Source organism: Actinomadura meyerae (assembly GCF_900188445.1).
Classification (GTDB): Bacteria; Actinomycetota; Actinomycetes; order Streptosporangiales; family Streptosporangiaceae; genus Spirillospora; species Spirillospora meyerae.
In genome coordinates this window covers 45,668-71,935 of the sequence record NZ_FZOR01000016.1, presented here as the reverse complement: position 1 = coordinate 71,935, position 26,268 = coordinate 45,668, and the positions used below count along the sequence as shown (strand labels likewise).

Annotated in this window: 25 protein-coding genes; 21 read left to right on the top strand and 4 right to left on the bottom strand. The window is 72.9% G+C overall.

Features of this window, described 5'->3' with window-relative positions; all coding sequences use genetic code 11:
• The first annotated feature begins 246 nt into the window (after window positions 1–246).
• Window positions 247–2,232, top strand: a complete 1,986-nt coding sequence (gene thrS / locus CHF16_RS18090) for a threonine--tRNA ligase (protein WP_089327237.1) — start codon at window positions 247–249, stop codon at window positions 2,230–2,232.
• 130 nt (window positions 2,233–2,362) lie between these two features.
• On the top strand, window positions 2,363–2,974 hold the full coding sequence (locus tag CHF16_RS18085) for a hypothetical protein (RefSeq protein WP_089327236.1): 612 nt from the start codon (window positions 2,363–2,365) through the stop codon (window positions 2,972–2,974).
• Here the strand turns inward: CHF16_RS18085 and CHF16_RS18080 are convergent.
• A complete protein-coding gene (locus CHF16_RS18080) occupies window positions 2,956–3,576 on the bottom strand; it encodes an Asp23/Gls24 family envelope stress response protein (RefSeq protein WP_089327235.1) in 621 nt (206 codons plus the stop codon). The two genes, CHF16_RS18085 and CHF16_RS18080, sit on opposite strands and share 19 nt — an antisense overlap.
• A gap of 155 nt (window positions 3,577–3,731) precedes the next feature.
• Here CHF16_RS18080 and CHF16_RS18075 point away from each other — a divergent pair, with 155 nt between their 5' ends.
• On the top strand, window positions 3,732–4,358 hold the full coding sequence (locus CHF16_RS18075) for an HIT family protein (protein WP_245868739.1): 627 nt from the start codon (window positions 3,732–3,734) through the stop codon (window positions 4,356–4,358).
• Complete coding sequence (locus CHF16_RS18070) at window positions 4,358–4,801, top strand: thiol-disulfide oxidoreductase DCC family protein (RefSeq protein ID WP_245868737.1); 444 nt, start codon at window positions 4,358–4,360, stop codon at window positions 4,799–4,801. Before CHF16_RS18075 ends, CHF16_RS18070 begins: the two co-directional genes overlap by 1 nt.
• Window positions 4,802–4,822: 21 nt before the next feature.
• Here CHF16_RS18070 and CHF16_RS18065 read toward each other — a convergent pair whose 3' ends face one another.
• The 3 genes from CHF16_RS18065 to CHF16_RS18055 form a co-directional block, all read right to left on the bottom strand.
• The gene (locus tag CHF16_RS18065; protein ID WP_089327234.1) at window positions 4,823–5,764 is read right to left on the bottom strand and encodes a hypothetical protein; all 942 of its coding nucleotides are present in this window, start codon (window positions 5,762–5,764) and stop codon (window positions 4,823–4,825) included.
• Complete coding sequence (locus tag CHF16_RS18060) at window positions 5,761–6,216, bottom strand: hypothetical protein (RefSeq protein WP_089327233.1); 456 nt, start codon at window positions 6,214–6,216, stop codon at window positions 5,761–5,763. Before CHF16_RS18060 ends, CHF16_RS18065 begins: the two co-directional genes overlap by 4 nt.
• Before the next feature lie 118 nt (window positions 6,217–6,334).
• On the bottom strand, window positions 6,335–8,503 hold the full coding sequence (locus CHF16_RS18055) for an elongation factor G-like protein EF-G2 (RefSeq protein WP_089327232.1): 2,169 nt from the start codon (window positions 8,501–8,503) through the stop codon (window positions 6,335–6,337).
• A gap of 330 nt (window positions 8,504–8,833) precedes the next feature.
• Between CHF16_RS18055 and pgsA the strand changes: the two genes are divergently transcribed.
• From pgsA to CHF16_RS17970, 17 genes are all read left to right on the top strand, one after another.
• Complete coding sequence (gene pgsA, locus CHF16_RS18050) at window positions 8,834–9,496, top strand: phosphatidylinositol phosphate synthase (protein WP_089327231.1); 663 nt, start codon at window positions 8,834–8,836, stop codon at window positions 9,494–9,496.
• Entirely contained in the window at window positions 9,493–10,440 is a 948-nt protein-coding gene (locus tag CHF16_RS18045; RefSeq protein ID WP_089327230.1) for a phosphatidylinositol mannoside acyltransferase, read from the top strand. Before pgsA ends, CHF16_RS18045 begins: the two co-directional genes overlap by 4 nt.
• Window positions 10,441–10,450: 10 nt before the next feature.
• Complete coding sequence (locus CHF16_RS18040) at window positions 10,451–11,617, top strand: glycosyltransferase family 4 protein (RefSeq protein WP_089327229.1); 1,167 nt, start codon at window positions 10,451–10,453, stop codon at window positions 11,615–11,617.
• A gap of 11 nt (window positions 11,618–11,628) precedes the next feature.
• Entirely contained in the window at window positions 11,629–12,171 is a 543-nt protein-coding gene (locus CHF16_RS18035; RefSeq protein ID WP_089327228.1) for a LemA family protein, read from the top strand.
• Between the two features lie 110 nt (window positions 12,172–12,281).
• The gene (locus CHF16_RS18030) at window positions 12,282–13,319 is read left to right on the top strand and encodes a DUF3048 domain-containing protein (protein WP_089327227.1); all 1,038 of its coding nucleotides are present in this window, start codon (window positions 12,282–12,284) and stop codon (window positions 13,317–13,319) included.
• Window positions 13,320–13,449: 130 nt separating this feature from the next.
• Window positions 13,450–14,373 (top strand): pyridoxal 5'-phosphate synthase lyase subunit PdxS, encoded by a 924-nt coding sequence (gene pdxS, locus CHF16_RS18025; RefSeq protein ID WP_089327226.1) that lies wholly within the window; start codon window positions 13,450–13,452, stop codon window positions 14,371–14,373.
• Window positions 14,374–14,480: 107 nt separating this feature from the next.
• Window positions 14,481–15,095 (top strand): DUF6928 family protein, encoded by a 615-nt coding sequence (locus tag CHF16_RS18020; protein ID WP_089327225.1) that lies wholly within the window; start codon window positions 14,481–14,483, stop codon window positions 15,093–15,095.
• A 109-nt stretch (window positions 15,096–15,204) separates the two neighbouring features.
• Entirely contained in the window at window positions 15,205–15,822 is a 618-nt protein-coding gene (gene pdxT / locus CHF16_RS18015; protein WP_089327224.1) for a pyridoxal 5'-phosphate synthase glutaminase subunit PdxT, read from the top strand.
• 3 nt (window positions 15,823–15,825) lie between these two features.
• Entirely contained in the window at window positions 15,826–16,581 is a 756-nt protein-coding gene (locus CHF16_RS18010) for a YebC/PmpR family DNA-binding transcriptional regulator (RefSeq protein ID WP_089327223.1), read from the top strand.
• Between the two features lie 215 nt (window positions 16,582–16,796).
• Window positions 16,797–17,390 (top strand): crossover junction endodeoxyribonuclease RuvC, encoded by a 594-nt coding sequence (gene ruvC, locus CHF16_RS18005; RefSeq protein WP_245868723.1) that lies wholly within the window; start codon window positions 16,797–16,799, stop codon window positions 17,388–17,390.
• On the top strand, window positions 17,387–17,989 hold the full coding sequence (gene ruvA / locus CHF16_RS18000) for a Holliday junction branch migration protein RuvA (RefSeq protein WP_089327221.1): 603 nt from the start codon (window positions 17,387–17,389) through the stop codon (window positions 17,987–17,989). Before ruvC ends, ruvA begins: the two co-directional genes overlap by 4 nt.
• Entirely contained in the window at window positions 17,986–19,053 is a 1,068-nt protein-coding gene (ruvB, locus tag CHF16_RS17995) for a Holliday junction branch migration DNA helicase RuvB (RefSeq protein WP_089327220.1), read from the top strand. The genes ruvA and ruvB overlap by 4 nt, the downstream gene beginning before the upstream one ends.
• Window positions 19,054–19,230: 177 nt before the next feature.
• Complete coding sequence (gene yajC, locus CHF16_RS17990; RefSeq protein WP_089327219.1) at window positions 19,231–19,737, top strand: preprotein translocase subunit YajC; 507 nt, start codon at window positions 19,231–19,233, stop codon at window positions 19,735–19,737.
• Between the two features lie 42 nt (window positions 19,738–19,779).
• On the top strand, window positions 19,780–21,582 hold the full coding sequence (gene secD / locus CHF16_RS17985) for a protein translocase subunit SecD (RefSeq protein ID WP_218826717.1): 1,803 nt from the start codon (window positions 19,780–19,782) through the stop codon (window positions 21,580–21,582).
• 3 nt (window positions 21,583–21,585) lie between these two features.
• Window positions 21,586–22,773: a protein translocase subunit SecF gene (secF, locus tag CHF16_RS17980; protein WP_089327218.1), complete on the top strand. Its 1,188-nt coding sequence runs from the start codon at window positions 21,586–21,588 to the stop codon at window positions 22,771–22,773.
• A 16-nt stretch (window positions 22,774–22,789) separates the two neighbouring features.
• On the top strand, window positions 22,790–23,314 hold the full coding sequence (locus CHF16_RS17975) for an adenine phosphoribosyltransferase (protein ID WP_089327312.1): 525 nt from the start codon (window positions 22,790–22,792) through the stop codon (window positions 23,312–23,314).
• Between the two features lie 304 nt (window positions 23,315–23,618).
• On the top strand, window positions 23,619–26,183 hold the full coding sequence (locus CHF16_RS17970; RefSeq protein WP_218826722.1) for a RelA/SpoT family protein: 2,565 nt from the start codon (window positions 23,619–23,621) through the stop codon (window positions 26,181–26,183).
• Window positions 26,184–26,268 lie beyond the last annotated feature (85 nt).

Genomic DNA, 26,268 nt, shown 5'->3' with positions numbered 1-26,268 from the left:
TGGTTGCATGCCGCACGTCCACGTGGAGACGACGACGCCGGGTCACTCCCGGCGCCGCGGCATGCACTGACCTTGCAACGCGGAAGGGCCCCGGGAGCGATCCCCGGGGCCCTTCGGCGTTCCCGGGACCGCCCGCGGGCCCTCCCCACGAGAGGAGACCCGATGGAACCGGATGCGTCCGGCGCGGACGACGAGTCGATAGCATCGGAACCCGCTGATCCCAGACCACCATCGCGAGGAGTACCCGTGTCCACCGTGCCCGAACTGCGCATCAGACTCGACGGCGGCGAGCGGGCGGTACCGGCGGGCACCACCGCGGGCGAGGCCCTGGAGGCCGACGGCCGCACCGTGATCGCCGCCCGGGTCAACGGCGAGCTGCGCGACCTCGCGTCAGAGCTGCGCGACGGCGACGCCGTCGAGCCCGTCGAGATCGGCTCGGCCGACGGCCGGGCGATCATGCGGCACTCCGCCGCGCACGTGATGGCGCAGGCCGTCCAGGAGCTGTTCCCCGAGGCGAAGCTCGGCATCGGCCCGCCGGTCGAGAACGGCTTCTACTACGACTTCGACGTCGCCGAGCCGTTCACCCCCGACGACCTGAAGCGCATCGAGAAGCGGATGCGCGAGATCGTCAAGCAGGGCCAGCGGTTCTCCCGCCGCGCCGTCTCCGACGACGACGCGCGCGCGGAGCTGGCCGGCGAGCCCTACAAGCTGGAGCTGATCGGCCTGAAGGGCTCCGGCCCGGTCGGGGACGCCGCCGACGGCGCCGACGTCGAGGTGGGCGGCGGCGAGCTGACCATCTACGACAACCTCGACGCCAAGTCCGGCGAGCTGCGCTGGAAGGACCTGTGCCGCGGCCCGCACCTGCCGTCCACCCGCGTCATCCCCGCGTTCAAGCTGATGCGCTCCGGCGGCGCCTACTGGCGCGGCAGCGAGAAGAACCCGCAGCTCCAGCGGATCTACGGCACCGCCTGGGAGTCCCGCGAGAAGCAGGACGAGTACCTGAAGTTCCTGGAGGAGGCCGAGAAGCGCGACCACCGCCGGCTCGGCGCCGAGCTCGACCTGTTCTCCTTCCCGCCGGAACTCGGCAGCGGCCTGCCGGTCTTCCACCCCAAGGGCGGCATCATCCGCAAGGAGATGGAGGACTACATGCGCCGCCGGCAGCAGGAGGCCGGCTACGAGTTCGTCAACACCCCGCACATCACCAAGTCGTCGCTGTTCGAGACCTCCGGCCACCTGCCGTACTACGGCGAGGACATGTTCCCGCCCTTCGAGGTCGACGACGTCGAATACCGCGTCAAGCCGATGAACTGCCCGATGCACAACCTGATCTTCCGGGCGCGCGGCCGGTCCTACCGCGAGCTGCCGCTGCGGCTCTGCGAGTTCGGGTCGGTGTACCGGTACGAGAAGTCGGGCGTGGTGCACGGGCTCACCCGCGTGCGCGGCATGACCCAGGACGACTCGCACATCTACACCACCAAGGAGCAGATGGGCGAGGAGATCAAGTCGCTGCTTACCTTCGTGCTCAGCGTCCTGCGCGACTTCGGCCTGTCGGAGTTCCACCTGGAGCTGTCCACCCGCGACGACTCCGACAAGTTCATCGGCGAGGAGGCCGACTGGGCGGAGGCCACCGAGGCGCTGCGCCAGGCGGCCGGGGAGTCCGGGCTGGAGCTCGTGGACGACCCGGGCGGCGCCGCGTTCTACGGGCCGAAGATCTCCGTGCAGGCCAAGGACGCCATCGGCCGGACCTGGCAGCTGTCCACCATCCAGCTCGACTTCAACCAGCCGAAGCGGTTCGGGCTGGAGTACCAGGCGGCGGATGGCACCCGGCAGACCCCCGCGATGATCCACCGGGCGCTGTTCGGGTCGGTGGAGCGGTTCCTCGGCGTGCTCGTCGAGCACTACGCGGGCGCGATGCCGCCGTGGCTGTCGCCGGTGCAGGCCGTCGGCATCCCGATCGGCGACGCGCACGTCCCGCACCTGGAGCGGGTCGCGGCGAGGCTGCGCGAGCGGGGGATCCGCGTCGAGGTCGACACCTCCTCCGACCGGATGCAGAAGAAGATCCGCAACGCGCAGAAGCAGAAGATCCCGTACATGCTGCTCGCGGGCGACGACGACGTGGCCAAGGACGCGGTGTCGTTCCGGTACCGCAGCGGGGAGCAGAAGAACGGCGTCCCGATCGGCGAGGCGGTCGAGGAGATCGTCAAGGCCGTCGAGGCCCGCGTCCAGGTCTGACCGCGGGCCGGTGCCGCACCCGGCCCGCCGGGGCCGGTGCGGCACCGGCGGGCCCGGGCGACGGCGGGATGCGGGCCGCCCGGAGTTGGTAGCCTCTTCGATCACATGCCACGACGGGGAGACGGCGGAGATGAAGTCCAGGAGGCCGGCGCGGCGGAGCCTGCGGGCCCGGCTCTGGGGCCGGATCGCGGGCTACGGCGGCACGCTGGCGCTCGTCGTCGCGGCCGTCCTCGTGCTGCTCCAGCCGCTCATGGACGACGGTGACAAGGGCGCGGCCGGGGCGCGGGGCGCGGTGAGCCCGTCCGCGCCGGCCGTCCCCGGGCAGGCCGGTGCCCCGGGCGTTCCGGGGGCGTCGGCGACGCCGACCAACCCGGTGCCGCAGCAGAACGGCGGCGGCAGCCCGTATCCGAGCGCCGGGTCCGGCGGGCAGGGCGGCGGGCCCACGATCCCCGAGCAGAACTCCGGCGGCTCCGCCGCCGACTGGTGCCCCGACGGGACGGGCCTCTACCGGGTCACGTCCGCCGGCGTGAACGTGCTCGTGACCGTGTCGGCCAGCGGGCTGATCCGGGCCGAGGTCATGCTGAAGGGGCGGGCGCCGAAGTCGCAGCAGGCGACCGCGCAGGCGGGCCGGCCGCACAGCTTCTACTTCGCCGGCGTCTCCGCGAACCTCATCGAACGGGTGAAGGTCACGACGGTCTCGGTCGGCGGCGGCATGCAGAGCTGCTACGCGCGCGGCGTCTGACCCGCCCCGCCGCGGCCGCCGGCCGGCGCCGCGGGCATCCGCACGTCGGCCACGGACACGTTGACCGCCGCGACCCGCGAGCCGAGCATCACGCCCGCGACCCGCGCGACGTTCCCCTGCACCATCGCGGCGACGTCCTTGATCACGGTGCCGTACTCGACCGCGATGGCGACGTCGACGGTGGCCTCCTCCTCGCCCACGGCGATGCGCGCGCCCGCCGGGGCGAGGCAGGCGACCCCGGCCACCTCCAGCGCCGCCAGCTCGGCGATCTTCCCCAGCACGGCGTCGTCGATGGTGACGCGGCCCTCCACCGCCACGGTGACGTCGGAGGGGGAGCCGTGCAGCGTCATCGGCGGCGCGGTGGCCCCGGACGCCGGAGGCGCGGGTGCCTGACCCGGCCGGGACGCCGCCGGGCCGGACGCCGCCGGGCCGGACGCGCCGGGACCGGGCCCCGCCGGACCCGGGGGCGGCGGGGCGGGCAGCGGCACGCCGGGCGGCGGGACGGTCGTCGCGCGGTCCGGCGCACCCGGGAAGAACGGTTTGGCGCCGGGGTCCGGCCTCGGCTCGCCGCCGCCGCTCTGCCGCCTGTCGAGCCCGGTCATGATCGCTCCCGTGGTGTGGTGAGATGACCATGGTGTCGGAGTCGCGGGCAAACGTCACGCGCGGACCGGTGCCCCGAAGGGCATCCCGGCTACAGCCCCGGCCCCTCGTCTCTCTATGCTGCTGGTCAGGCCGTGAACAAAAGGAGACCGCCGCCTTGACCGCAGAGCCGGAGGAGTCCGTGGTGCAGCAGGGGCGCGAGGACGCGCCCGGGGCCGGTGCCGGGAACGCGCGCACGCCCCGCTTCGAGGAGGAGAGAGGCGGCGCGGGCACGCCCGACGACTTCCAGCGGCTCTGGACCCCGCACCGGATGGCCTACATCAAGGGCGAGGGCAAGCCGACGGGCGCGGGCGAGGGCGACGGCTGCCCGTTCTGCGAGATCCCGAAGATGGCCGACGAGGAGGGCCTCGTCGTGGCCCGCGGCGAGTCGGTGTTCGCGGTGCTGAACCTCTACCCGTACAACTCCGGGCATCTGATGGTCGTCCCCTACCGGCACGTCGCCGACTACACGGAGCTGGAGGAGCGGGAGTACGTGGAGCTGGCGACGTACACCCAGCGCGCCCTCGCCGCGCTGCGCAAGGCCAGCGGCGCGCAGGGCTTCAACGTCGGCATGAACCTCGGCCTCGTCGCGGGCGCCGGGATCGCCGCGCACCTGCACCAGCACGTCGTCCCCCGCTGGGGCGGCGACACCAACTTCATGCCGGTGGTCGGGCGGACCCGGGTGCTGCCGCAGCTGCTGCGCGACACCCGCCAGATGCTCGCCGACGCCTGGCCGGTGGCCTGATGGGCGGGGCCGGTGGCCTGATGGGCGGGGCCGGACCTGTGGCGGGCGTGCCGGAGCCGCCGGTGCTGGTGTTCGACGGCGACTGCGGGTTCTGCACGTCGTCGGCGCGGTTCCTGGAGCGGCGCGTGCCCGTCCGGGCGGCGGTCGTCGCCTGGCAGTTCACCGACCTCGACGCCCTCGGCACCACGGCGGAGCGGGCCCAGTACGAAGTCCTGTGGGTCGACCGGGCCGGGCGCGTCAGCGGCGGAGCGGAGGCCATCGGGCGGATGCTGACGGCCGCCGGCGGCCTGTGGCGGGTGCCCGGTGTGCTCCTGCGGGTCCCGCCGGCGAGCTGGCTCGCGCACGGCGTCTACCGGCTCGTCGCGAACAACCGGCACCGGATGCCGGGCGGGACGGCGGCGTGCATGCTGCCCGCCGACCGGCGTCCCGGCGCCGGGACCTGACCCGGCGCCGGCGCGCCTCCCTCAGCCGACGGAACCGGAGGCCGGCCCGGCGGCGGGCTCCGGGCCGCGCAGGCGCTCGGGCAGCAGCCCCGTCAGCCGCTCCAGCGGCAGGAACGCGGCGAGCCAGATCGCGTGCGGCAGGAAGTGGATCGTCATCAGCGCGTAGGTGACGGCGTGGAAGCCGGCGAAGAACAGCACGAGCGCGTACAGCGGCCTGCCGCGCAGGAACAGCATCACCGGGGAGAGCGCCTCGGCGAGGAACATGAACCACTGGCTGGCCTTCAGCAGCACCGAGTAGTCGATGAGGGCGCGGCCGATCGGCGTCCCGCGCCGGCTCAGCGCCCACTGGACGGTCGACCCGTTCGGCCACGCCGGGAACCCGCCGATGCGCACCTTCGCCCACGCGGACAGGAAGTACGCCGCGACCACCCCGATCTGGACGCAGCGTACCGACCACGCCGATGCCTCGCAGCGCCGCGCGTCCCCGACGCCCGCGCGGCCGACGCTCGGCAGCACGAACAGCGCAACGATCAGGGCTAGGTGGTCGTGGTCGACCTTGCCGTACGACATGCTGATCGTGACCCACCACAGGTACCCGCACGCGGCGACGTAGCCGCTCGCGCGGGGCAGCACCTTCCCGGTCATGGCGACCAGCCCGGACGCGACCGTCACCACCAGCAGCGTGTACATCGACCACAGGGTGGGCGCGGGCAGGTGCAGCAGCCGTCCGACCAGCACCGGCTGGTACAGGTCGGCGGGCAGCCGCGCGTGCGACAGCGTGCTGCCGGTCAGCAGCAGCATGTCGAACGGCAGGAACACGTAGCCGATGACCCGCAGCCATGCGATCCGCGCGCGGGGCACGGGCCCGAACCACCAGCGGTCCCACGGGTTGCGGGCGGGCTCGGGCGCGTCCGCGCCGGGCCGGACGGGCCGGGGGGCTTCCGGCGTCGCCGCGGCCGTCACCGGACGTCCCAGACGACGCGGTTCTGCCGCGAGGTCGACACGACCTTGCCGTGCTCCAGCTTCCTGATCTCCCGGACGACGTAGATCCGGGTGAAGCGGGGCTGCTCGGGGTGGAGCCTGCGCTGCGCGTCGGCGATGCCCTGCAGCAGCGAGGGGTCGCGGACGATGCGCGGCATCTGCCCCTCGATCTCGGCGCGCTTCATGCCCGTCCCGACCGCGTCGAAGGACAGCTTCACGTGCTCACCCGCGGCGGTGTCGGCCTCCAGCCAGTAGGAGCCGATCACGCCGCCGTCGTTCTTCACCGAGAACGCGAACTGCGTCATCGGCCCGAGCGGGAAGTCGTCGTTGCTCCCGTACGCGCTGGTGTAGCAGAGGGCGCCGACGACGGCGGCGCCCGAGAGTGACCGCCAGAGCCGCGCGCGCGGCCCCAGCCGGAGGGCAGGAAGATCCACAGGCAAAGCCTAGAGCCCCGCCCGGCCGTCCCGGGCGGGGCTTGCGGCACGCGCGCGGCGCCGGTCGCCGCAGCCGGCCGCGGCGCCGGGCCGTGGCCGAGTACGGCGACGAGTGCGGCTAGTCGTCGCGGGACTCGGCGGCGACCTTGTCGGCCAGGTGCGTCGGGAGCGGCTCGTAGCGCAGGAACGTGCGGTTGAACGTGCCGGTGCCCTGCGACATCGACCGCAGGTCGATCGCGTACCGGACGATCTCCAGCTGCGGCACCTCCGCCTTGATCATGGTGCGGCCGCCGGGCACCGCCTGGGAGCCGAGCACCCGGCCGCGCCGCGAGGTGAGGTCGGACATGATCGGCCCCACGTACTCGTCGGCGATCAGCACCTCCACCTCGTCGACCGGTTCCAGCAGCAGGACCGGCACCCGGCCCGCCGCGTCCTTCAGCGCCAGCGCCCCGGCGGCCTGGAACGCCATGTCGGAGGAGTCGACCGAGTGCGCCTTGCCGTCGTGCAGGGTGACCTTGATGTCGACGAGCGGGTACCCGGCCGACACCCCGCGCGCCATCTGCTGCCGGACGCCCTTCTCCACCGAGGGGATGAACTGCCGCGGCACCACCCCGCCGACGATCTTGTCGACGAACTCGAAGCCCTCGCCGGAGGGCAGCGGCTCCACGTCGATGTGGCAGATGCCGTACTGGCCGTGCCCGCCGCTCTGCTTGACGTGCCGGCCGAGGCCCTTGGCCGGGGCGCCGAACGTCTCCCGCAGCGGGACGCGCAGCTCCACCCGGTCGACCTCGACGCCGTACCGCGTCTTCAGCCGGTCGATCAGGACGTCGGCGTGGGCCTCGCCCATGCACCACAGCACCAGCTGCCGCGTCTCGGGGTTGTTCTCCAGGCGGAGCGTCGGGTCCTCGGCGACGAGCCGGGCGAGCGCCTGGCTGAGCTTGTCGTCGTCGGCCTTGGACTTGGCGCGGATCGCCACGGGCAGCAGCGGGTCGGGCATCGACCAGGGCGCCATCAGCAGCGGCGCGCCCGGGTCGGAGAGGGTGTCGCCGGTCTCGGCGCGGCTCAGCTTCGCCACCGCGCAGATGTCGCCCGCCGAGCAGGACGACACGGTGCGCTGCGTCTTGCCGAGCGGGGACGTGAGCGCGCCGACCCGCTCGTCGACGTCGTGGTCCTCGTGCCCGCGGTCGGCCATGCCGTGCCCGGACACGTGCACCGTGGAGTCGGGGCGCAGCGTCCCGGAGAACACCCGGACCAGCGAGATCCGCCCCACGTACGGGTCGGAGGTGGTCTTGACGACCTCGGCGACCAGCGGGCCCTCGGGGTCGCAGGAGATCTCCTTCGGCGGGCCGCCGCTCACCGCGGTGACCGGGGGGATGCCGTGCTCGAGCGGGGACGGGAAGGCCTGGGTGACGACCTCCAGCAGCTCCAGCATGCCGACGACCGGGCCGGGGTGGTCGCCGTGCGGGACCGACGTCGCGAGGACGGGGTGGAAGCTGCCCCGCGCGACCGCGGTCTCCAGGTCCCCGATGAGCGCCTTGACGTCGATGTCCTCACCGGAGAGGTACCGGTCCATGAGGGTCTCGTCCTCGCTCTCCTGGATGATCCCCTCGATCAGCGACGCGCGCTGCTCGGCGATCTGCTCCAGGTACTCGGGGTCGGGCTCGCACTCGGTGCGCCGCCCGGTGGAGTAGTCGAGGCAGCGCTGCGACAGCAGCCCGATCAGGCCCTTCAGCCCGCCGTCCCCGTCCGACACGGGGAAGTACAGCGGGGCGACCCCCTCGCCGAAGACGTCCTGGCAGGTCATGACGACGTCGTCGAAGTCGCCGCGCTGCTGGTCGATCTTGGTGATGACGACCGCGCGGGGCATCCGCACCGCCGCGCACTCCTCCCACAGCATCCGGGTGAGGCCGTCGATGCCGTCCACCGCGGAGATCACGAACAGCGCCGCGTCGGCGGCGCGCAGCCCGGCGCGCAGGTCGCCGACGAAGTCGGCGTACCCGGGCGTGTCGATGAGGTTGACCTTGACGTCCCCGTGCATGAGCGGGGCGAGCGCCAGGTTCACCGAGCGCTGCTGGCGCACCTCGACCTCGTCGAAGTCGCTGACCGTGGTGCCGTCCTCGACCTTGCCCGCCCGCTGCAGCGTGCCCGTCGCGGCGAGCAGCGCCTCCACCAGCGTGGTCTTGCCGGCTCCCGAATGGCCGACCAGCGCGACGTTGCGCACCCTGTCGCACCCGCCGGCCTCCGGTGCCCTGCCGGGGGCTCCCGGGTGGCCTCCCTTGTCCGCCATGACTACCTCCTCGGACGGGTCTCCGCGCGGAGGCCCGCGTGCGGCTTGGGCCCGGCCCGGCGGGCCCGGCCCCGACGTCCGAGTGCGGCGTCCGACCTCGTCCCATCGCGCGTGACCGACGTCACACCCGTACCACCACCCTTTCCCGTGATGGCCGGGACCACAAGGGGGGAACCGCAATCAACCGTCATCTGTCCCGGCCGCCCGGCCCCCAAACCCCGGGCCGACCACGCCGCCGCCCCGGCCGCACTACGATTGGGCCCGCCGCGGAGGCCCGCCCCCAGGCCGGAGCAGGGCCCGCACCCCCGAGAGACACGAGAACGGACGGCGATGCTCAACAAGATCAGGCCCGCGCTGGGGCGCGTCCTCACCCCGATCGGGCAGGCGGTCGCGCGGACCGGAGTCTCGCCCAACGCCATCACCGTCATCGGCACGGTCGGCGTGGCCGCCGGCGCGCTCGTGCTCTTCCCGCGCGGGGAGTTCTTCTGGGGGACGCTGGTCATCACCGCGTTCGTCCTGTTCGACATGCTGGACGGCGCGGTCGCCCGCGTCACCGGCAAGATCTCAAAGTTCGGCGCGTTCCTGGACTCCACCATGGACCGCGTCGCCGACGCCGCGATCTTCGCCGGGCTGATGATCGGCCTGTACCGGGACGGCCAGGAGCCGCTCGCCGGGGTCGCGCTGTACTGCCTCGTCGCCGGGGTCGTGGTGTCCTACGCCAAGGCCCGCGCCGAAGGGCTCGGCTACACCTGCGACGTCGGCATCGCCGAGCGCGCCGAGCGCCTCATCGTCGCGCTCGTCGCCGCCGGGTTCGACGGCCTCGGCGTCCCGTTCATCCTCGCCGTCGCCCTGTGGGCGCTCGCCGTGCTCAGCACCGTCACCGTCGGGCAGCGGTTCGCCACCGTGTACGTCCAGGCCAGGGACGACTCCCCGGCCGCGGCCGGTGCGAAGAAGGGGAACGGCGCCGCGAAGACGCCGGAGCCGCGACCGTGACCACGCCCCGCCGCCGCGACGGCGCGCCGCCCTCCCTCCGCGACGAGGTGACCGACGCCGTCTACGCGCTGGGCTGGACGGTCGTCCGCAAGATGCCCGAGAGCGCGGCGCGGCTGGTCTTCGCCGCGATCGCCGACCGCACCTGGCACCGGTACGGGGCCGGCGTGCGGCAGCTCGAGAAGAACCTGTGCCGCGTCCTCGGCAAGGACGCCGTCGACGACGAGGTCCGCGTCCTCAGCAAGAAGGTGCTGCGCTCCTACCTGCGCTACTGGCTGGAGGTGTTCCGGCTGCCCGAGTACGACCGGGCCCGGATCCTCGGCCGGATGCGCGTCACCGGCGAGAAGAAGATCTTCACCAACCTCGAGGCCGGGCGCGGCGTGATCCTGGCGCTGCCCCACATGGGCAACTACGAGCACGCGGGCGCGTGGCTGGTGCACTGCGGGTACCCGTTCACCACCGTCGCCGAGCGGCTGGAGCCGGCGTCGCTGTTCGACCGGTTCGTCGAGTTCCGCGAGAGCCTCGGCATGGAGGTGCTCCCGCACAAGGGCGCGTCCGCCTACGGGCGGATGGCGCAGCGGCTGCGCGCCGGGCGGCCGGTCTGCCTCGTCGTCGACCGCGACCTCACCGACAGCGGGGTCGACGTCGAGTTCTTCGGCGCCACCGCCCGGATGCCGGCCGTCTCCGCCGCGCTCGCGGTCCAGACCGGCGCCGCCCTCATCCCCGTGACACTCTGGTACGAGGGGGAGTACTGGGCGGCCCGCGTCCACGACGAGATCCCCGTCCCGGACGAGGGCGCCAGACAGGAGAAGATCCAGGCGATGACCCAGGAGCTGGCGCACGCCTTCGAGGAGGGCATCGCCGCGCACCCCGAGGACTGGCACATGCTGCAGAAGGTCTGGGTGGACGACCTGGCCGGAGGCCGGGGAGCGGGCGGCGGGAGATGAGGGCCGGCCGATGAGGATCGGGATCGTCTGCCCCTACACCTGGAACGTCCCCGGCGGCGTGCAGCGGCACATCGCCGACCTCGCCGAGGCGCTGATCGGGCTCGGCCACGACGTCTCGGTGATCACGCCGGCCGACGACGACGCCGAGCTGCCGCCCTACGCCGTGTCCGCCGGGCGCGCCGTCCCCGTCCCCTACAACGGGTCCGTGGCGCGGCTGTCGTTCGGGTTCCTGTCCGCCGGGCGGGTCCGCCGGTGGATCCGCGAGGGCGGCTTCGACGTCCTGCACGTCCACGAGCCCGCCGCGCCCTCGCTCGGCCTGCTGGCCTGCTGGGCCGCGGACGGGCCGATCGTCGGCACCTTCCACGCGTCCTACGAGAAGTCGCGGGTGGTGTCGGTCACCGCGCCGATCCTGCAGAGCGCCCTGGAGAAGATCACCGGCCGGATCGCCGTGTCCGAGGCCGCCCGCACCACCCTCGTCGAGCACCTCGGCGGCGACGCCGTGCTCATCCCCAACGGCGTCGCGACCGAGCGGTACGCGATGGCCGAGCCGCTGCCCGGCTGGCGCGGCCGCACCGAGGCCCCGGGCGCCGGCGACGGCGACGGCGGCGCGCTCGGCTTCCTCGGCCGGATGGACGAGCCCCGCAAGGGCCTGCCGGTGCTGCTGCGCGCCTTCGAGATCCTCGGCCGCCGCCGCCCCGGGCTGCGGCTGCTGCTCGCCGGGCCCGGCGACGCCGGCGACGTCCTCGCCCGGGTGTCGCCCGAGCTGCGCGGCCGCGTCGCCGTGCTCGGCATGGTCAGCGAGGCCGACAAGGTCCGCGCCTACCACTCGGTGGACGTCTTCGTCGCGCCGAACCTCGGCGGCGAGAGCTTCGGCATCGTGCTCGCCGAGGCGATGTCGGCGGGCGCCCCGATCCTCGCCAGCGGCATCGAGGCGTTCGACCGGGTGCTGCTCGGCGGCCGCGCCGGCGCGCTGTTCCCGGTCGGCGACCACGAGGCGCTCGCGGCGGCGGCCGGTGAGCTCCTCGACGACCCGGCGCGGCGCAAGCAGCTGTCCGCGGAGGCCCGCGCCGCAGTCCGCGCCTACGACTGGTCGGCGGTGGCGCGCGACGTGCTGCGGGTGTACGAGACCGTCACCGGCGGCGGCGAAGGGGTCGTCGAGTCCGGCCCCGGGCTCTAGGAGCGCACCGCATGTCCTACGACTGGATCATCGACGTCCTGTTCTGGATCGCCGTCGTCTTCCTGGTCGGCGTGTACGTGTCGTGGCGCGCCACCCGCCTCGACCGGCTGCACGTCCGGGTCGAGACCGCCCGCGCCGCGCTGGACGCCGCGCTCGTGCGGCGGGCCGCGGCCGCGCTGGAGCTGGCCGCGTCCCGGCTGCTGGACCCCGCCACCAGCCTGGTGCTGGCGACGGCCGCGCACGAGGCGCGCACCGCCGACGCCGAGCGCCGCGAGTTCGCCGAGAGCGACCTGTCCCGGGCGCTGCGCGCGGTCGTCGACCAGCCCGAGTTCGTCCGCACGATCACCGAGCGGGGCGCGGGCGACGGCGGGGAGGTGCTGGACGAGCTGTCGTCGGCCGCCGCGAAGGTCGCCTACGCCCGCCGCTTCTACAACGACGCGGTCGCCCAGGCCCGCACCGCGCGCCGCAAGCTGCTCATCAGGGTGCTGCCGCTCGCCGGCCGCGCCGCGCTCCCCGACTTCTTCGAGATCGACGACGACCCGCCCGGAATCTGACGGTGCGACGTTGATCACAGCGCCGCCCCGCGGCCGTACCGCTGGACGGGCGGGCGCACGCGGCGGCGTTCGCTACCCTCTGGCAGATCGTCCACAGGGAGGGGTACATCGTGCGATCCGCTTGGACCGGCACCGCCCGCGGCCGCGCGGCCGCGGGCCTGGGCGCCCTCGTCCTCGGGGCCGGCCTGGCCGCCTGCTCCGGCTCGGAGAAGCCGGACAGCGCGCCGCCGCCCCGCAGCACGGGGACGCCCGCGCCGCCGTCCGGGACGCCCGAGCCCGCCGTGCACCCGTTCAACGGCGGCCGGAAGGGGCTGACCGGCCCGGTCCTCGCCGTCAAGATCGAGAACACCGCGCCGGCGCTGCCGCAGAGCGGGGTGAAGGACGCCGACATCGTCTACGTCGAGCAGGTCGAGGGCGGCGAGACCCGGCTGATGGCCGTCTACTCGTCCAGGCTGCCGAAGCGGGTCGGGCCGGTGCGCAGCGCCCGCATCTCCGACCTGCACATCCTGCCGCAGTTCGGCCGCCCCGCCTTCGCGTTCTCCGGCGTCCAGAGCAAGATGAAGAAGTACATCCGCAAGGCGCCGGTGTACGACCTCTCCCAGGAGAAGGCCGGCGGCGCCTACTCCCGCTCCAGCGCCAAGCGCATCCCCTACAACCTGTACGCCGACCCGAAGGACCTGCTCAAGCGGGCGCCGAAGGCCGCGAAGCCGCGCGACATCGGCTTCCGGTTCGGGGCCGCGCCCGAGGGCGGCGAGCCGGCCCGGTCCTTCACCGCGCGCTGGCCCAGCGCGACGATGGGGTTCACGTGGTCGGCCGAGCAGAAGCGGTGGCTGGCCAGCTGGGGCGGGAGGCCCGACCGCGCCGCCGAGGGCGGCCGGCTCGGCGGCAAGACCGTCGTCATCCAGTACGCCAAGACGACCCGCTCGAAGTTCCACGACTTCCTCGGCAGCTACACGCCGCTGATCCACACCACCGGGAGCGGGCGGGCGGTCGTCCTCCGCGACGGGAAGTCCTACAAGGCCAAGTGGTCGCGCCCCTCGGAGGACAAGGGGACCACCTTCACCACCGCCGACGGCGAGCCGATGACGTTCGCGCCTGGCCAGGTCTGGGTGGTGCTCGTCAACGACGGCAAGCCCTACACCCCTTGACGCTCCGCCAGGAGGGGGCGGCGGTCACTCCGTAAGCGGACGGCCGTGGCGACTGACACTCTGCGGGGTCGAGAGGTCCCGCGAGCAGGCAATATCATGGAAAGTGATTTGTCGTCCGTCCACGTGAGGAATGCCCGTGTCCACTTCCACTCCCGCCACTGACAACGCCGCTCCCGAGACCGGGACCGCCCGCGTCAAGCGCGGCATGGCGGAGATGCTCAAGGGCGGCGTGATCATGGACGTCGTCACGCCCGACCAGGCGAAGATCGCCGAAGACGCGGGCGCGGTCGCCGTCATGGCCCTGGAGCGGGTGCCCGCCGACATCCGCGCCGAGGGCGGCATCTCCCGGATGAGCGACCCCGACATGATCGACGGGATCATCAGCGCGGTCTCCATCCCGGTGATGGCCAAGGCCCGCATCGGGCACTTCGTCGAGGCCCAGGTGCTGCAGGCCCTCGGGGTCGACTACATCGACGAGTCCGAGGTGCTCACCCCGGCCGACTACGACAACCACATCGACAAGTGGGCGTTCACCGTGCCGTTCGTGTGCGGCGCCACCAGCCTCGGCGAGGCGCTGCGCCGCATCACCGAGGGCGCGGCGATGATCCGCTCCAAGGGCGAGGCCGGCACCGGGGACGTCTCCAACGCGACCACCCACATGCGCAGGATCCGGCAGGAGATCCGGCGGCTGCAGAACCTGCCCGAGGACGAGCTGTACGTCGCCGCCAAGGAGCTCCAGGCCCCGTACGAGCTGGTCAAGGAGGTCGCGCGGGACGGCAAGCTGCCCGTCGTGCTGTTCACCGCCGGCGGCATCGCCACCCCGGCCGACGCGGCCATGATGATGCAGCTCGGCGCCGAGGGCGTCTTCGTCGGCTCCGGGATCTTCAAGTCCGGCAACCCGGCCCAGCGCGCCGAGGCCATCGTGAAGGCCACCACCTTCCACGACGACCCCGACGTGATCGCCAAGGTGTCCCGCGGGCTCGGCGAGGCCATGGTCGGCATCAACGCGGCCTCCCTCGGCGAGGACCAGAAGTTCGCGGGCCGCGGCTGGTGAGGTGACCGGGACCCGGGCTCCACAGCGCCGCCCGGCAGGGTTAACCTGGCGGCGTGGCCGGCGAGGGGCGCACCCTCGGGCGGTGTCCGGCCGCGGGAGGGGAGAGCATGGCTTGGTCGGTCGCGCTGGCCTGCGCGAGCGCGGGTGAACCCACCGAGGTGTTCGGGCCGGGCCTCGCGCCCGACCCGGACGGGGCCGCGCGGATCGCCCACCGGCTCTATCCCGCGGCCGCCCTGACCGAGACCGGTGACACGGTCCTGGACTTCGCGCTCTGGCCGTACGAGGACGAGCTGTTCGTCGGGGCGTTCGACCGCGCGCTGCTGCTGTGCGACCGGCGGCTGTTCTGCCTCGACGACGACGCCCGCCGCATCGCCGACACCGCGGCGGCGGCCCTGCCCGGGTCCCGCTGCGGCGTCCTCGTCCTGCACACGGTGATCCGCGGCTGCTGGTTCCGCTGGTACGAGTCGGGGACGCTGCTGCGCGACGTGTTCGTCACCGCCGAGGACGGCGTCGTCGTCGACCAGGGCGCCCGGCTGCCCGCCGAGCGCCCGTTCTGGCATGCCGTCGACGCGGGCGCGCCGGACGTCCCGCTGCCGTTCGACCCCGAGGAGTTCGGGCTCGCGCTCGCCGCCGCGCACATGTTCGGCCGCGGCATCGCCGACCGCGGCAAGGACGGCTTCCTGCCCCTCGAACTGCCGCTGCGCCGCTTCAAACTGGCCTGACCGCCGCCTGAGGCGCCCGCGCGTCCGGGGGGAAGACCGGGCAGGTCGCGCCGTGTTGTAAGCAACGTCTAGGGTTTGACGCGGCCCCCTCATCCCGGAAGGTTCCCTCGTGACCACTGAGCCGACGATCGGTGTGCTCGCCCTCCAGGGCGACGTGCGCGAGCACGTCCGCGCCCTGGAGGCGGCGGGCGCGCGCACCCTGGCCGTGCGCCGCCCCGAGGAGCTGGAGCGCGTCGACGGGCTGGTCCTGCCCGGCGGAGAGTCCACCACCATGTGGCGGCTGGCGCGCTCGTTCGAGCTGCTCGACCCGCTGCGCAAGCGGATCGAGGCGGGCCTGCCCGCCTACGGGTCCTGCGCCGGCATGATCATGCTGGCCGACCGGATCCGGGACGGCGCCGCCGGGCAGGAGACCATCGGCGGGATCGACATGACCGTGCGGCGCAACGCGTTCGGCCGGCAGGTCGACTCCTTCGAGGCCGCGGTGCCGCTCGCCGGCATGGGGGACACGCCGTACCACGCCGTTTTCATCCGCGCGCCCTGGGTCGAGTCCGTCGGCGCCGCCGTCGAGATCCTCGGACGCGCCGAGAGCGGTCCGAACGCCGGTAGGATCGTCGCCGTTCGTCAGGGACGTCTCATGGCGACCTCGTTCCATCCGGAGTTGACAGGCGACTTCCGCGTGCACCACTACTTCGCCGATCTGGTGCGCCGGACGACAGAGGAGGAGTGACAGATGTCCGGCCATTCCAAGTGGGCGACGACCAAGCACAAGAAGGCGGCCCTCGACGCCAAGCGGGGCAAGCTCTTCGCGAAGCTGATCAAGAACATCGAGGTGGCGGCCCGCACCGGCGGCGGCGACCCCGACGCGAACCCCACCCTCTACGACGCCATCTACAAGGCGAAGAAGAACTCGGTCCCCAACGACAACATCGAGCGGGCCCGCAAGCGCGGCGCCGGCGAGGAGGCCGGCGGGGCCGACTGGCAGACGATCACCTACGAGGGCTACGCGCCCGGCGGCGTCGCCGTCCTGATCGAGTGCCTCACCGACAACCGCAACCGCGCCGCCTCCGAGGTCCGCGTCGCGCTCACCCGCAACGGCGGCTCCCTCGCCGACCCGGGCTCGGTGTCGTACATGTTCAACCGCAAGGGCGTCGTGATCGTCCCCAAGGCCGGCACCAGCGAGGACGACGTCATGATGGCCGTCCTCGACGCGGGCGCCGAGGAGGTCAACGACCTCGACGACGACAACTTCGAGGTGGTCAGCGAGGCCGGCGACCTGGTCGCGGTCCGCACCGCCCTGGTGGAGGCCGGCATCGACTACGAGTCGGCCGAGAGCAAGTTCCTGCCGAGCGTCACCGTCCCCCTCGACGAGGACAACGCCAAGAAGGTGTTCCGCCTCCTCGACGCCCTGGAGGACTCCGACGACGTCCAGGACGTCTACGCCAACTTCGACGTGTCCGACGAGGTCATGGCGTCCATCGACGCCTGACGCCCACCGCCTGGTGCGCACCGCCTGGTGCGCACGGCCTGACGACTGAACGCCTGAACGACTGACGCCCGACGGCGCGCCTTCGGGCTCCGACGCCGCCGCGCCCCGCCCGGGACGCGGCGGCGTCGCGCGTCGGGCCCGGCCCCGCCGGGGACACGCCCGCGGAGCCCCTCCACGCGAGGCCCTCCGGATTGGTAGCGTTGGCGGCCGAACAGATGATCGAAGGAGCGGCCGTGCGGGTGATGGGGGTGGACCCCGGGCTCACCCGGTGCGGGGTGGGCGTCGTCGACGGCGCCCCGGGCAAGCGGCTCCGCCTGGTGCACGTGTCGGTCGTGCGGACCGCCGCCGACGAGGACCACGCCCTGCGCCTGGTGGGCATCGAGGCGGGCATCGAGGCCGTGATGGAGGAGTTCCGGCCCGACGCCGTCGCCGTCGAGCGGGTGTTCTCCCAGCACAACGTCCGCACCGTGATGGGGACCGCGCAGGCCGCCGGCATCGCGATGCTGGCGGCGGCCCGCCGCGGGCTGCCCGTCGCGCTGCACACCCCGAGCGAGGCGAAGGCCGCCGTCACCGGCAACGGCCGCGCCGACAAGGCGCAGGTCACCCGGATGGTGACCCGGCTGCTGGCCCTGGAGACGGCGCCCAGCCCGGCCGACGCGGCCGACGCGCTCGCCCTCGCCATCTGCCACGTGTGGCGCGGGGGAGCCCAGCAGCGGCTCGCACAGGCCCGACGGTCGCGCGTCGAGGAGGCGGCCCGGGCCGAGCGGGCGCGGCTCGCCGCGCGCAGCAGAGGAGGAAGTGTCCAGTGATCGCCTTCGTCAGCGGCCGGGTGGCCGCCGCCGGGCCCGACGGGGCGGTGATCGACGTGCACGGCGTCGGCCTGTCGGTGCAGTGCACGCCCGCGACCCTCGCCGGGCTGCGGGTCGGCGACCCCGCGCACGTGCCGACGTCCCTCGTCGTCCGCGAGGACTCCCTGACCCTGTTCGGGTTCGCCGACGACGACGAGCGCGCGGTGTTCGAGCTGCTCCAGACCGCCAGCGGCATCGGGCCGCGGCTCGCGCTGGCGATGCTCGCCGTCCACACCCCCGACGCGCTGCGCCGCGCCGTGGCCGCCGAGGACGTCGCCGCCCTGACCAAGGTGCCCGGCATCGGCAAGAAGGGGGCCCAGCGCATCGTCCTGGAGCTCAAGGACCGCCTCGGCGGGCCCGTCGGCGGCGGCGACGACGTTCGCGCCCCCGCGCGCGGCGAGGCATGGCGCGACCAGGTCCAGATGGGCCTGGTGAACCTCGGCTGGTCGGCCAAGGACGCCGACGCCGCCGTGGACGCCGTCGCCGCCGACCTCGACGGCGGCGAGACCCCGCCGGTGGCCGCGCTGCTGAAGGCCGCCCTGAAGAAGCTGAGCAAATGAGCGAGGATTTCGAGCGGCTGGTCTCGGCGGGCGCCGACGGCGCCGAGGAGCAGCGGATCGAGGCCGCGCTGCGGCCGAAGAAGCTGGACGACTTCGTCGGCCAGGAGCGGGTCCGCGAGCAGCTGTCACTGGTGCTGCACAGCGCGCTGCGGCGCGGCCGGACGCCCGACCACGTGCTGCTGTCGGGCGGGCCCGGCCTCGGCAAGACCACCCTCGCCATGATCATCGCGGCGGAGCTCGGGCAGCCGCTGCGGATCTCCTCCGGCCCCGCGATCGAGCGGGCCGGCGACCTCGCGGCGGTGCTGTCCACCCTCGCCGAGGGCGAGGTCCTGTTCCTGGACGAGATCCACCGGCTGGCGCGCCCCGCCGAGGAGATGCTCTACATGGCGATGGAGGATTTCCGGGTCGACGTCGTCGTGGGCAAGGGGCCGGGCGCGACCGCGATCCCGCTCGACATCGCGCCGTTCACGCTGGTCGGCGCCACCACCCGGGCGGGCATGCTGCCCGGCCCGCTGCGCGACCGGTTCGGCTTCGTCGCGCACATGGACTTCTACGAGCCCGCCGAACTGGAGGTCATCGTCCGCCGGTCGGCGAAGCTGCTCGACGTGGAGATCACCGACGACGCCGCCGCCGAGGTCGCCGGCCGGTCCCGCGGCACGCCCCGCATCGCCAACCGGCTGCTGCGCCGCGTCCGCGACTACGCCGAGGTCCGCGCCGACGGCGTCATCACCCAGGAATCAGCCCGGGCGGCACTCGCGTTGTACGAGGTGGACGAACGGGGGCTGGACCGGCTCGACCGGTCCGTCCTGGAGTCGCTGATGCGCAAGTTCGGCGGCGGCCCGGTCGGCCTGTCCACCCTCGCCGTGTCGGTGGGGGAGGAGCCGGAGACCGTCGAGGTCGTCGCCGAGCCGTTCCTCGTCCGGCAGGGACTGCTGGCGCGGACGCCGCGCGGGCGGGTCGCCACGGCCGCCGCGTGGGCGCATCTGGGTCTCGCCCAGCCGTCGACGGCGCCGCTGGCGGGGACCCTGTTCGACGTGGACGAGGACGCCGCCTCACCGGAATAGTGATCATCCGGTAACGGCTTGGGAACTTCCCGGCGTCGCCGCTCGTCGCGTCGTTGCCGGGGTCTCGCGTACTCTCTAGACTCCGGGACTTGGTTCACCGTCTCCAGCCGGCGGTCCCGTGCGCGTGGCCGTTCCGGCCACAGGCTGGGCAATCGACATCGGAAGGATGCTCCCGTAATGGGCAGCGACATGATTCTCGCGGCGGAATCCGGCGGCAGCGGAGCCTTCAATCTGCTCCTGCTCCTGGCCATTCCGCTTGTCTTCTACTTCCTGCTCATCCGCCCGCAGAGCAAGCGGCGCAGAGAGCAGATGCAGATGCAGAACGACATCCAGCCCGGTGCCCGCGTGCTGACGACCAGCGGCATGCGCGCCACCGTGGTCGAGGTCGACGACGACGGCCTCCTGCTGGAGATCGCCGACGGTGTCGAGGTGCACTTCGTCAAGCAGGCCGTCATGCAGGTCCTGAAGGACGACGAGCCGGACGAGATCGACGACGAGCTCGACGAGGACGGCGGCGACGAGGACGACGACGCCGTCGACCTGTCGAAGGACGGCGCCGAGGTCGACCTGTCGAAGGACGGCGAGCCCCGCGCCGAGGACACCGCGTCGGACGAGGACGGCGAGCCCGCGTCCGAGCCGAAGGGGAAAACGAAGGTCGAGGCGGCGGACAAGCCCTCCGCCTGACCCCTCCCACGGCGACGACAAAGACGGGAAGTACGACGACCAGTGGCTCCGTCCAGCAACGCTCCCAGGCCCGGACGCACGCTCCTCGCGCTGTTCGCGGTCCTCGTCGTCCTCGCCGGCCTGGCGGTCTGGCAGGGGCGCACCACGCCCAAGCTCGGACTCGACCTCGCCGGCGGGACGACCGTGACCCTCACGGCCAAGACCCCGAACGGCAAGAACCCCCCGGCCGCCCAGATGGACCAGGCCGTGAAGATCATGACGCAGCGCGTCAACGGTCTGGGGGTCTCCGACGCGGAGGTCGCCAAGCAGGGCAGCAACAACATCGTGGTGAACGTCCCCGGTGAGGGGCAGAGCCGCGTCGTCAGCCTGATCGGCACCACGGCGAAGCTGCAGTTCCGCCAGGTGTTCGCGAGCGCGGACGGGCGTCCGGCCACCGCGGCGGCGCCGTCGCCTTCGCCGGGCAGCACCGCCGGGAGCGGCGGCAAGAGCCCGTCCCCGTCGGCCTCGCCGTCATCGTCGGCGTCGCCGTCGGAGAGCGCGAAACCGTCGGAGACGGCGAGCCCGCGCGGCCGGGCGCTGTCCGGGGCGCTGACCGCCCCGACGCCGAAGCCGTCGGACGGGGCGAGCCCGTCGGCGTCGCCGTCGTCGCCGCTCATCCCGCCGTCCGGGCAGCCCGCCGCCGGCGGCGACTACCCGGGCGTGACCGACAAGGCCGTCATCAAGCAGTTCGAGGCCCTCGACTGCTACGGCGGCGACCGGCACGCCCCGGGCGCGAACGACCCGAACCGCCAGTTCGTCGCCGCCTGTGACCAGGACGAGGAGAACGGCCAGGTCACCAAGTACATCCTCGGGCCCGTCCGGGTCCTCGGCGAGAACGTCGACGCGGCCGACGCGATGCCGCCGAACGGCCAGCAGGGCCAGGCGAGCTGGTCGGTGTCGCTGAAGTTCGACGGCAAGGGCGCCAAGCAGTTCGGCGCGGTCACCACCGACGCCTCCCGCGCCTACCAGGCGAACCCGTCGGCCCCGCAGGCGCAGGTCGCGATCGTGCTGGACGGCCAGGTCGTCTCGGCGCCCGCGATCCGGGAGGGCCCGATCACCGGCGGCACCGCCAGCATCGACGGGCCGCCCGAGAGCTTCGACCAGCAGTACGCGACCGACCTCGCCAACGTCCTGAAGTACGGCGCGCTGCCGCTGGAGTTCACGCAGAGCTCCATCGACGAGGTGTCGTCCACGCTGGGCTCCGACCAGCTCACCGGCGGCCTCATCGCCGGCGCGATCGGCCTCGGCCTGGTGGTGCTGTACTGCATGTTCTACTACCGGGGCCTCGGCCTGGTCGCCGTGTCCAGCCTCGTGGTGGCCTCCGTCATCACCTACCTGTCGGTGGTGATCCTCGGTGAGGGCATGGGCTTCCGGCTCTCCCTGCCGCACATCATCGGCCTGATCGTCTCGATCGGCATCACCGCCGACTCGTTCATCGTCTACTTCGAGCGGGTGCGGGACGAGCTGAGAGCCGGCCGCAGGCTGCGCCCCTCGGTCGAGACCGCCTGGAAGCGGGCGCGGCGCACGATCCTCGTCGCCGACGCCGTCACCTTCCTCGCCGCGCTGGTGCTGTACTTCCTCGCGGTCGGCGGCGTCGCCGGGTTCGCGTTCGCGATGGGCCTCACCACGCTGATCGACGTCGTCGTGGTCTTCTTCTTCACGAAGCCGCTGGTCGCGCTGCTGTCGCGGACCAAGTTCTTCGGCCGGGGGCATCCGATGTCGGGGCTCGATCCGAAACGGCTGCACCAGCCCACCAGGGACGCGGCCGCCGCCGGCACCGCCCGCAAGACGAGCCAGGAGGCCTGACCCATGGGACTGCGCGCGGCCACCTCGCGGATCTACCGGGGCGAGATCAGCGCCGACATCGTCGGCCGCCCGAAGATCTGGTACACCATCTCCGGGCTGCTGCTGGCGCTGTCGATCGCCGGCCTGCTCGTCCAGGGGCTGAACTTCGGGGTCGAGTTCAAGGGCGGCTCCGTCTTCACCTTCAAGGCGCCGAGCGCCTCGATCGAGCAGGTGCGCACCGCCGTCCACGACGGCGGCGCCCACCAGGTGATCGTGCAGAAGGCGGGCGAGGACTGGCGGGTCACGACGGAGAGCATGAGCTCCACCCGCGTGACCGAGGTCAAGACGAGCGTCACCGAGCGGCTCGACGTCCCCGCCGCCAAGGTCAGCACCCAGGTCGTCGGCGCCTCGTGGGGCGGCGAGATCCAGAAGAAGGCCTGGCAGGCGCTGATCGTCTTCATGATCTTGATCATCGCCTACCTGTCGGTGGCGTTCGAGTGGCGGATGGCCGTGGCCGCGGTGGTCGCGCTGGTCCACGACCTCGTGATCACGGCGGGCATCTACGCCTGGTCCGGGTTCGAGGTCACCCCGGCGACACTGCTCGGCTTCCTGACGATCCTCGGCTACTCGCTGTACGACGCGGTCGTGGTCTTCGACATGATCAAGGAGGTCACCAAGCCGCTCGGCCCGACCTCCAAGACCACCTACAGCGAGGCCGCGAACCAGGCGCTCAGCAGCACGCTCGTCCGCTCGCTGAACACCTCGCTGGTGGCGATCCTGCCGGTCGGCGCGATCCTGTTCATCGGCACCACGCTGTTCGGCGCCGGGACGCTCAAGGACCTCTCGCTGGCGCTGTTCGTCGGCATGATCGTCGGGACGTACTCGTCGATCTGCGTGGCGACGCCGCTGCTCGTCCAGCTGAAGGAGCGCGAGCCGCTGTACCGGCAGATCCGGGAGAACATCGCCCGCCGCGAGCGGAACGCGGCCAAGCAGGTCAAGACCGCCAAGGTCAAGGCCGGCGCGGGCGCGCCGGGCGATCCGGCCCCGGACGAGGGGGGCGGCTCCAACGCGGACGACCCGGCGGGCGAGGGCGGCTCCGGCGGCGGTGGCGAGGACGTCCGCGGCGCCGTCACGGTGCGCAAGGTCGTGCAGACCGGGCCGCGGCAGCAGCCCAAGCGCGGGACGCGGCAGCAGCGCCGCGGCGGCAAGTAGGCGGGGAGTGCCGGAAGTGGACCTCGGAAAGCTGATCCAGGAGCGGATCCGCGACATCCCCGACTATCCCAAGGCCGGGGTGATGTTCAAGGACATCACCCCGCTGCTGGCCGACCACGTCGCGTTCGCGGGCGTGGTCGACACGATCGTCAACCACCACGGCCGCGGCACGATCGACAAGATCGTCGGTATCGAGGCCCGCGGTTTCATCCTGGCCGCGCCCGTCGCCTACCACTTCGGCGCCGGGTTCGTCCCGGTGCGCAAGAAGGGCAAGCTGCCCGCGGCGACGCACGGGGAGACCTACGATCTCGAGTACGGCACCGAGACGATCGAGATCCACGCCGACGCCCTCGAACCCGGCGACCGCGTGCTGATCGTCGACGACGTCCTCGCCACCGGGGGGACGGCCCGCGCCGCGGCCGAGCTCGTCCGCCGCGGCGGCGGTGACGTGGCCGGGCTGTCGGTCCTGCTGGAGCTGTCGTTCCTGAACGGCCGCGACAAGCTGGGGAATCTGGACGTCCATTCGCTGGTTACGGTCTAGAGCGAAATGGCCGCCGGATACACTGGCGCCATCAGGGTCCGGTGAGACGGGCGCTCCCCGCGGGGTGTGCAGGGCGGTGCCCGGGATCGTCAGAGGAGGCTGGGTGCCCGGTGAGGCGGTATCGACCGGCGCGGTGAGCGACACGGCCGCGGCGCACCAGGCCGCGGCGCGCTCCGCGCGGGAGACCGCGGGGGAGCGGGCCGTCAAGGCGGCCGGGGCCTCCACCGCGCCGGCGCGGCGGGCCGACCGCCGGCCGCCGCCGCAGCCGTCCGGGCCGCCCGCCGAAGGCCCCCCGGCCAACGGGATCCCCGCCACCGAGACATCCGCCACCGAGACATCCGCCACTGAAACATCCGCCGCAGAGCCGGACACCGCGGAGACCGGCACCGCCGGGACACCTGAGGTCGAGGCCCCCGCCGGTGCGACCGCCGCGAGCGCGGCACCGGCGACCGAGGCTCCCGCCGACGGTCCCCAGCAGAGCGCCCCCCAGCAGAGCGATCCCCAGCAGGGGAGGCCCGCCGCGCGGGCCCCCCGACCGCAGAGCCCCCCCGCCGAGGCCCCAGGATCCACGGAGGACGCCGATGGCGCGTCCAAGCCCGATGCCCCGTCCAGGCCCACGCCGGCCACGATCCCACCGTCCGCCGCCCGGGTGCGCCGAAGGCTCGCCCGGCTGGGCGCCCAGCGCGGATCCGCTATGAACCCGGTACTGGAACCACTGATCAAGACGGTCCGCAACACCCATCCGAAGGCGGACCTCCGGCTCATCGAGCGCGCCTACGACGTCGCCGCGCACTACCACCGCAACCAGAAGCGCAAGAGCGGCGACCCGTACATCACGCACCCCCTCGCGGTCGCGACCATCCTCGCCGAGCTGGGCATGAACACCGAGACGCTCTGCGCGGCGCTGCTGCACGACACCGTCGAGGACACCCCCTACACCCTCGACCAGCTCAGCGCCGAGTTCGGCGAGGAGATCGCCGCGCTGGTCGACGGCGTCACCAAGCTCGACAAGGTCAAGTACGGCGAGGCCGCCGAGGCCGAGACCGTCCGCAAGATGGTCGTGGCGATGTCCCGCGACATCCGCGTCCTGGTGATCAAGCTCGGCGACCGGCTGCACAACATGCGCACGCTGCGCTACATGCCGCGGCACAAGCAGGAGAAGAAGGCCCGCGAGACCCTGGAGGTCTTCGCGCCGCTCGCGCACCGCCTCGGGATGAACACGCTGAAGTGGGAGCTGGAGGACCTCGCGTTCGCCACGATGTACCCCAAGCGGTTCGACGAGATCGCCCGGCTGGTGTCCGAGCGCGCCCCGCGCCGCGACGTGTACCTGCAGGAAGTGATCGAGAACGTCTCCACCGACCTGCGCGACGCCCGGATCAAGGCGACCGTGACCGGCCGGCCGAAGCACTACTACTCGATCTACCAGAAGATGATCGCACGGGACGTCTCCTTCGACGACATCTACGACCTGGTCGGCATCCGGGTCCTGGTCGACAGCGTCCGCGACTGCTACGCCGCCCTCGGCTCGATCCACGCGCGGTGGAACCCGGTCCCCGGCCGGTTCAAGGACTACATCGCGATGCCGAAGTTCAACATGTACCAGTCGCTGCACACCACGGTGATCGGCCCCGAGGGCAAGCCCGTGGAGCTGCAGATCCGCACCTGGGGCATGCACCGCCGCGCCGAGTACGGCGTCGCCGCGCACTGGAAGTACAAGGAGGAGACGGTCGGCGGCCGCAAGGCCGGTGACATGCAGTGGCTCCGGCAGCTCCTCGACTGGCAGAAGGAGACCGCCGACCCGGCCGAGTTCCTGGAGTCGCTGCGCTTCGACCTGTCGGTCTCCGAGGTGTTCGTGTTCACCCCGAAGGGCGACGTGATCGCGCTGCCGCAGGGGGCGACGCCCGTCGACTTCGCGTACGCGATCCACACCGAGGTCGGGCACCGATGTATCGGCGCCCGCGTCAACGGGCGGCTCGTCCCCCTCGAATCGGCCCTCGACAACGGCGACACCGTCGAGGTCTTCACCTCCAAGTCGCCGGACGCGGGCCCCTCCCGCGACTGGCTCGGGTTCGTCAAGAGCGCCCGCGCCCGCAACAAGATCAAGCACTGGTTCTCCAAGGAGCGGCGCGACACCGCGATCGAGTCCGGCAAGGACGCCATCGCCCGCGCGATGCGCAAGCAGAACATGCCGCTCCAGCGGATGATGTCCGGCGAGGCCCTGCTCGCCCTCGCCCGCGACATGCGCTACCCGGACGTCTCGTCCCTGTACGCCGCGGTCGGCGAGAGCCAGGTCTCCGCGCAGCACGTCGTCCAGCGGCTGGTGGACGCCCTCGGCGGGGTGGAGAGCGCCGAGGAGGACCTCGCCGAGATCGCCCTGCCGACCCGCCGCAAGCGGGGCCGTCCCGCCGGCGACCCCGGCGTCGTCGTCGCCGGCGACCCGGACGTGTGGGTGCGGCTGTCGCGGTGCTGCACCCCGGTGCCCGGCGACGAGATCGTCGGCTTCGTCACCCGCGGCCACGGCGTGTCCGTGCACCGCGCCGACTGCGCCAACGTCGCCAGCCTGAAGTCGCAGCCCGACCGGCTGATCGACGTCAAGTGGTCCCCCAGCGAGGACTCGGTCTTCCTCGTCGCGATCCAGGTCGAGGCGCTCGACCGGCCGCGGCTGCTGTCGGACGTGACCCGCGTCCTGTCCGACCAGCACGTCAACATCCTGTCGGCCTCGGTCACCACCTCCCGCGACCGGGTGGCCGTCAGCCGCTTCACCTTCGAGATGGGCGACACCAAGCACCTCGGCCACGTGCTGAAGGCCGTCCGCTCCATCGACGGCGTCTACGACGTCTACCGGGTGACGAGCGGCGCCACCAGGTAGCAGCGGGCGGTCCAGGAAGACGGGACAGCGGAGCCGGGACAGCGGAGACGCGCGAAAGGCGGCCGCCGGACGGCGGCCGCCTTCG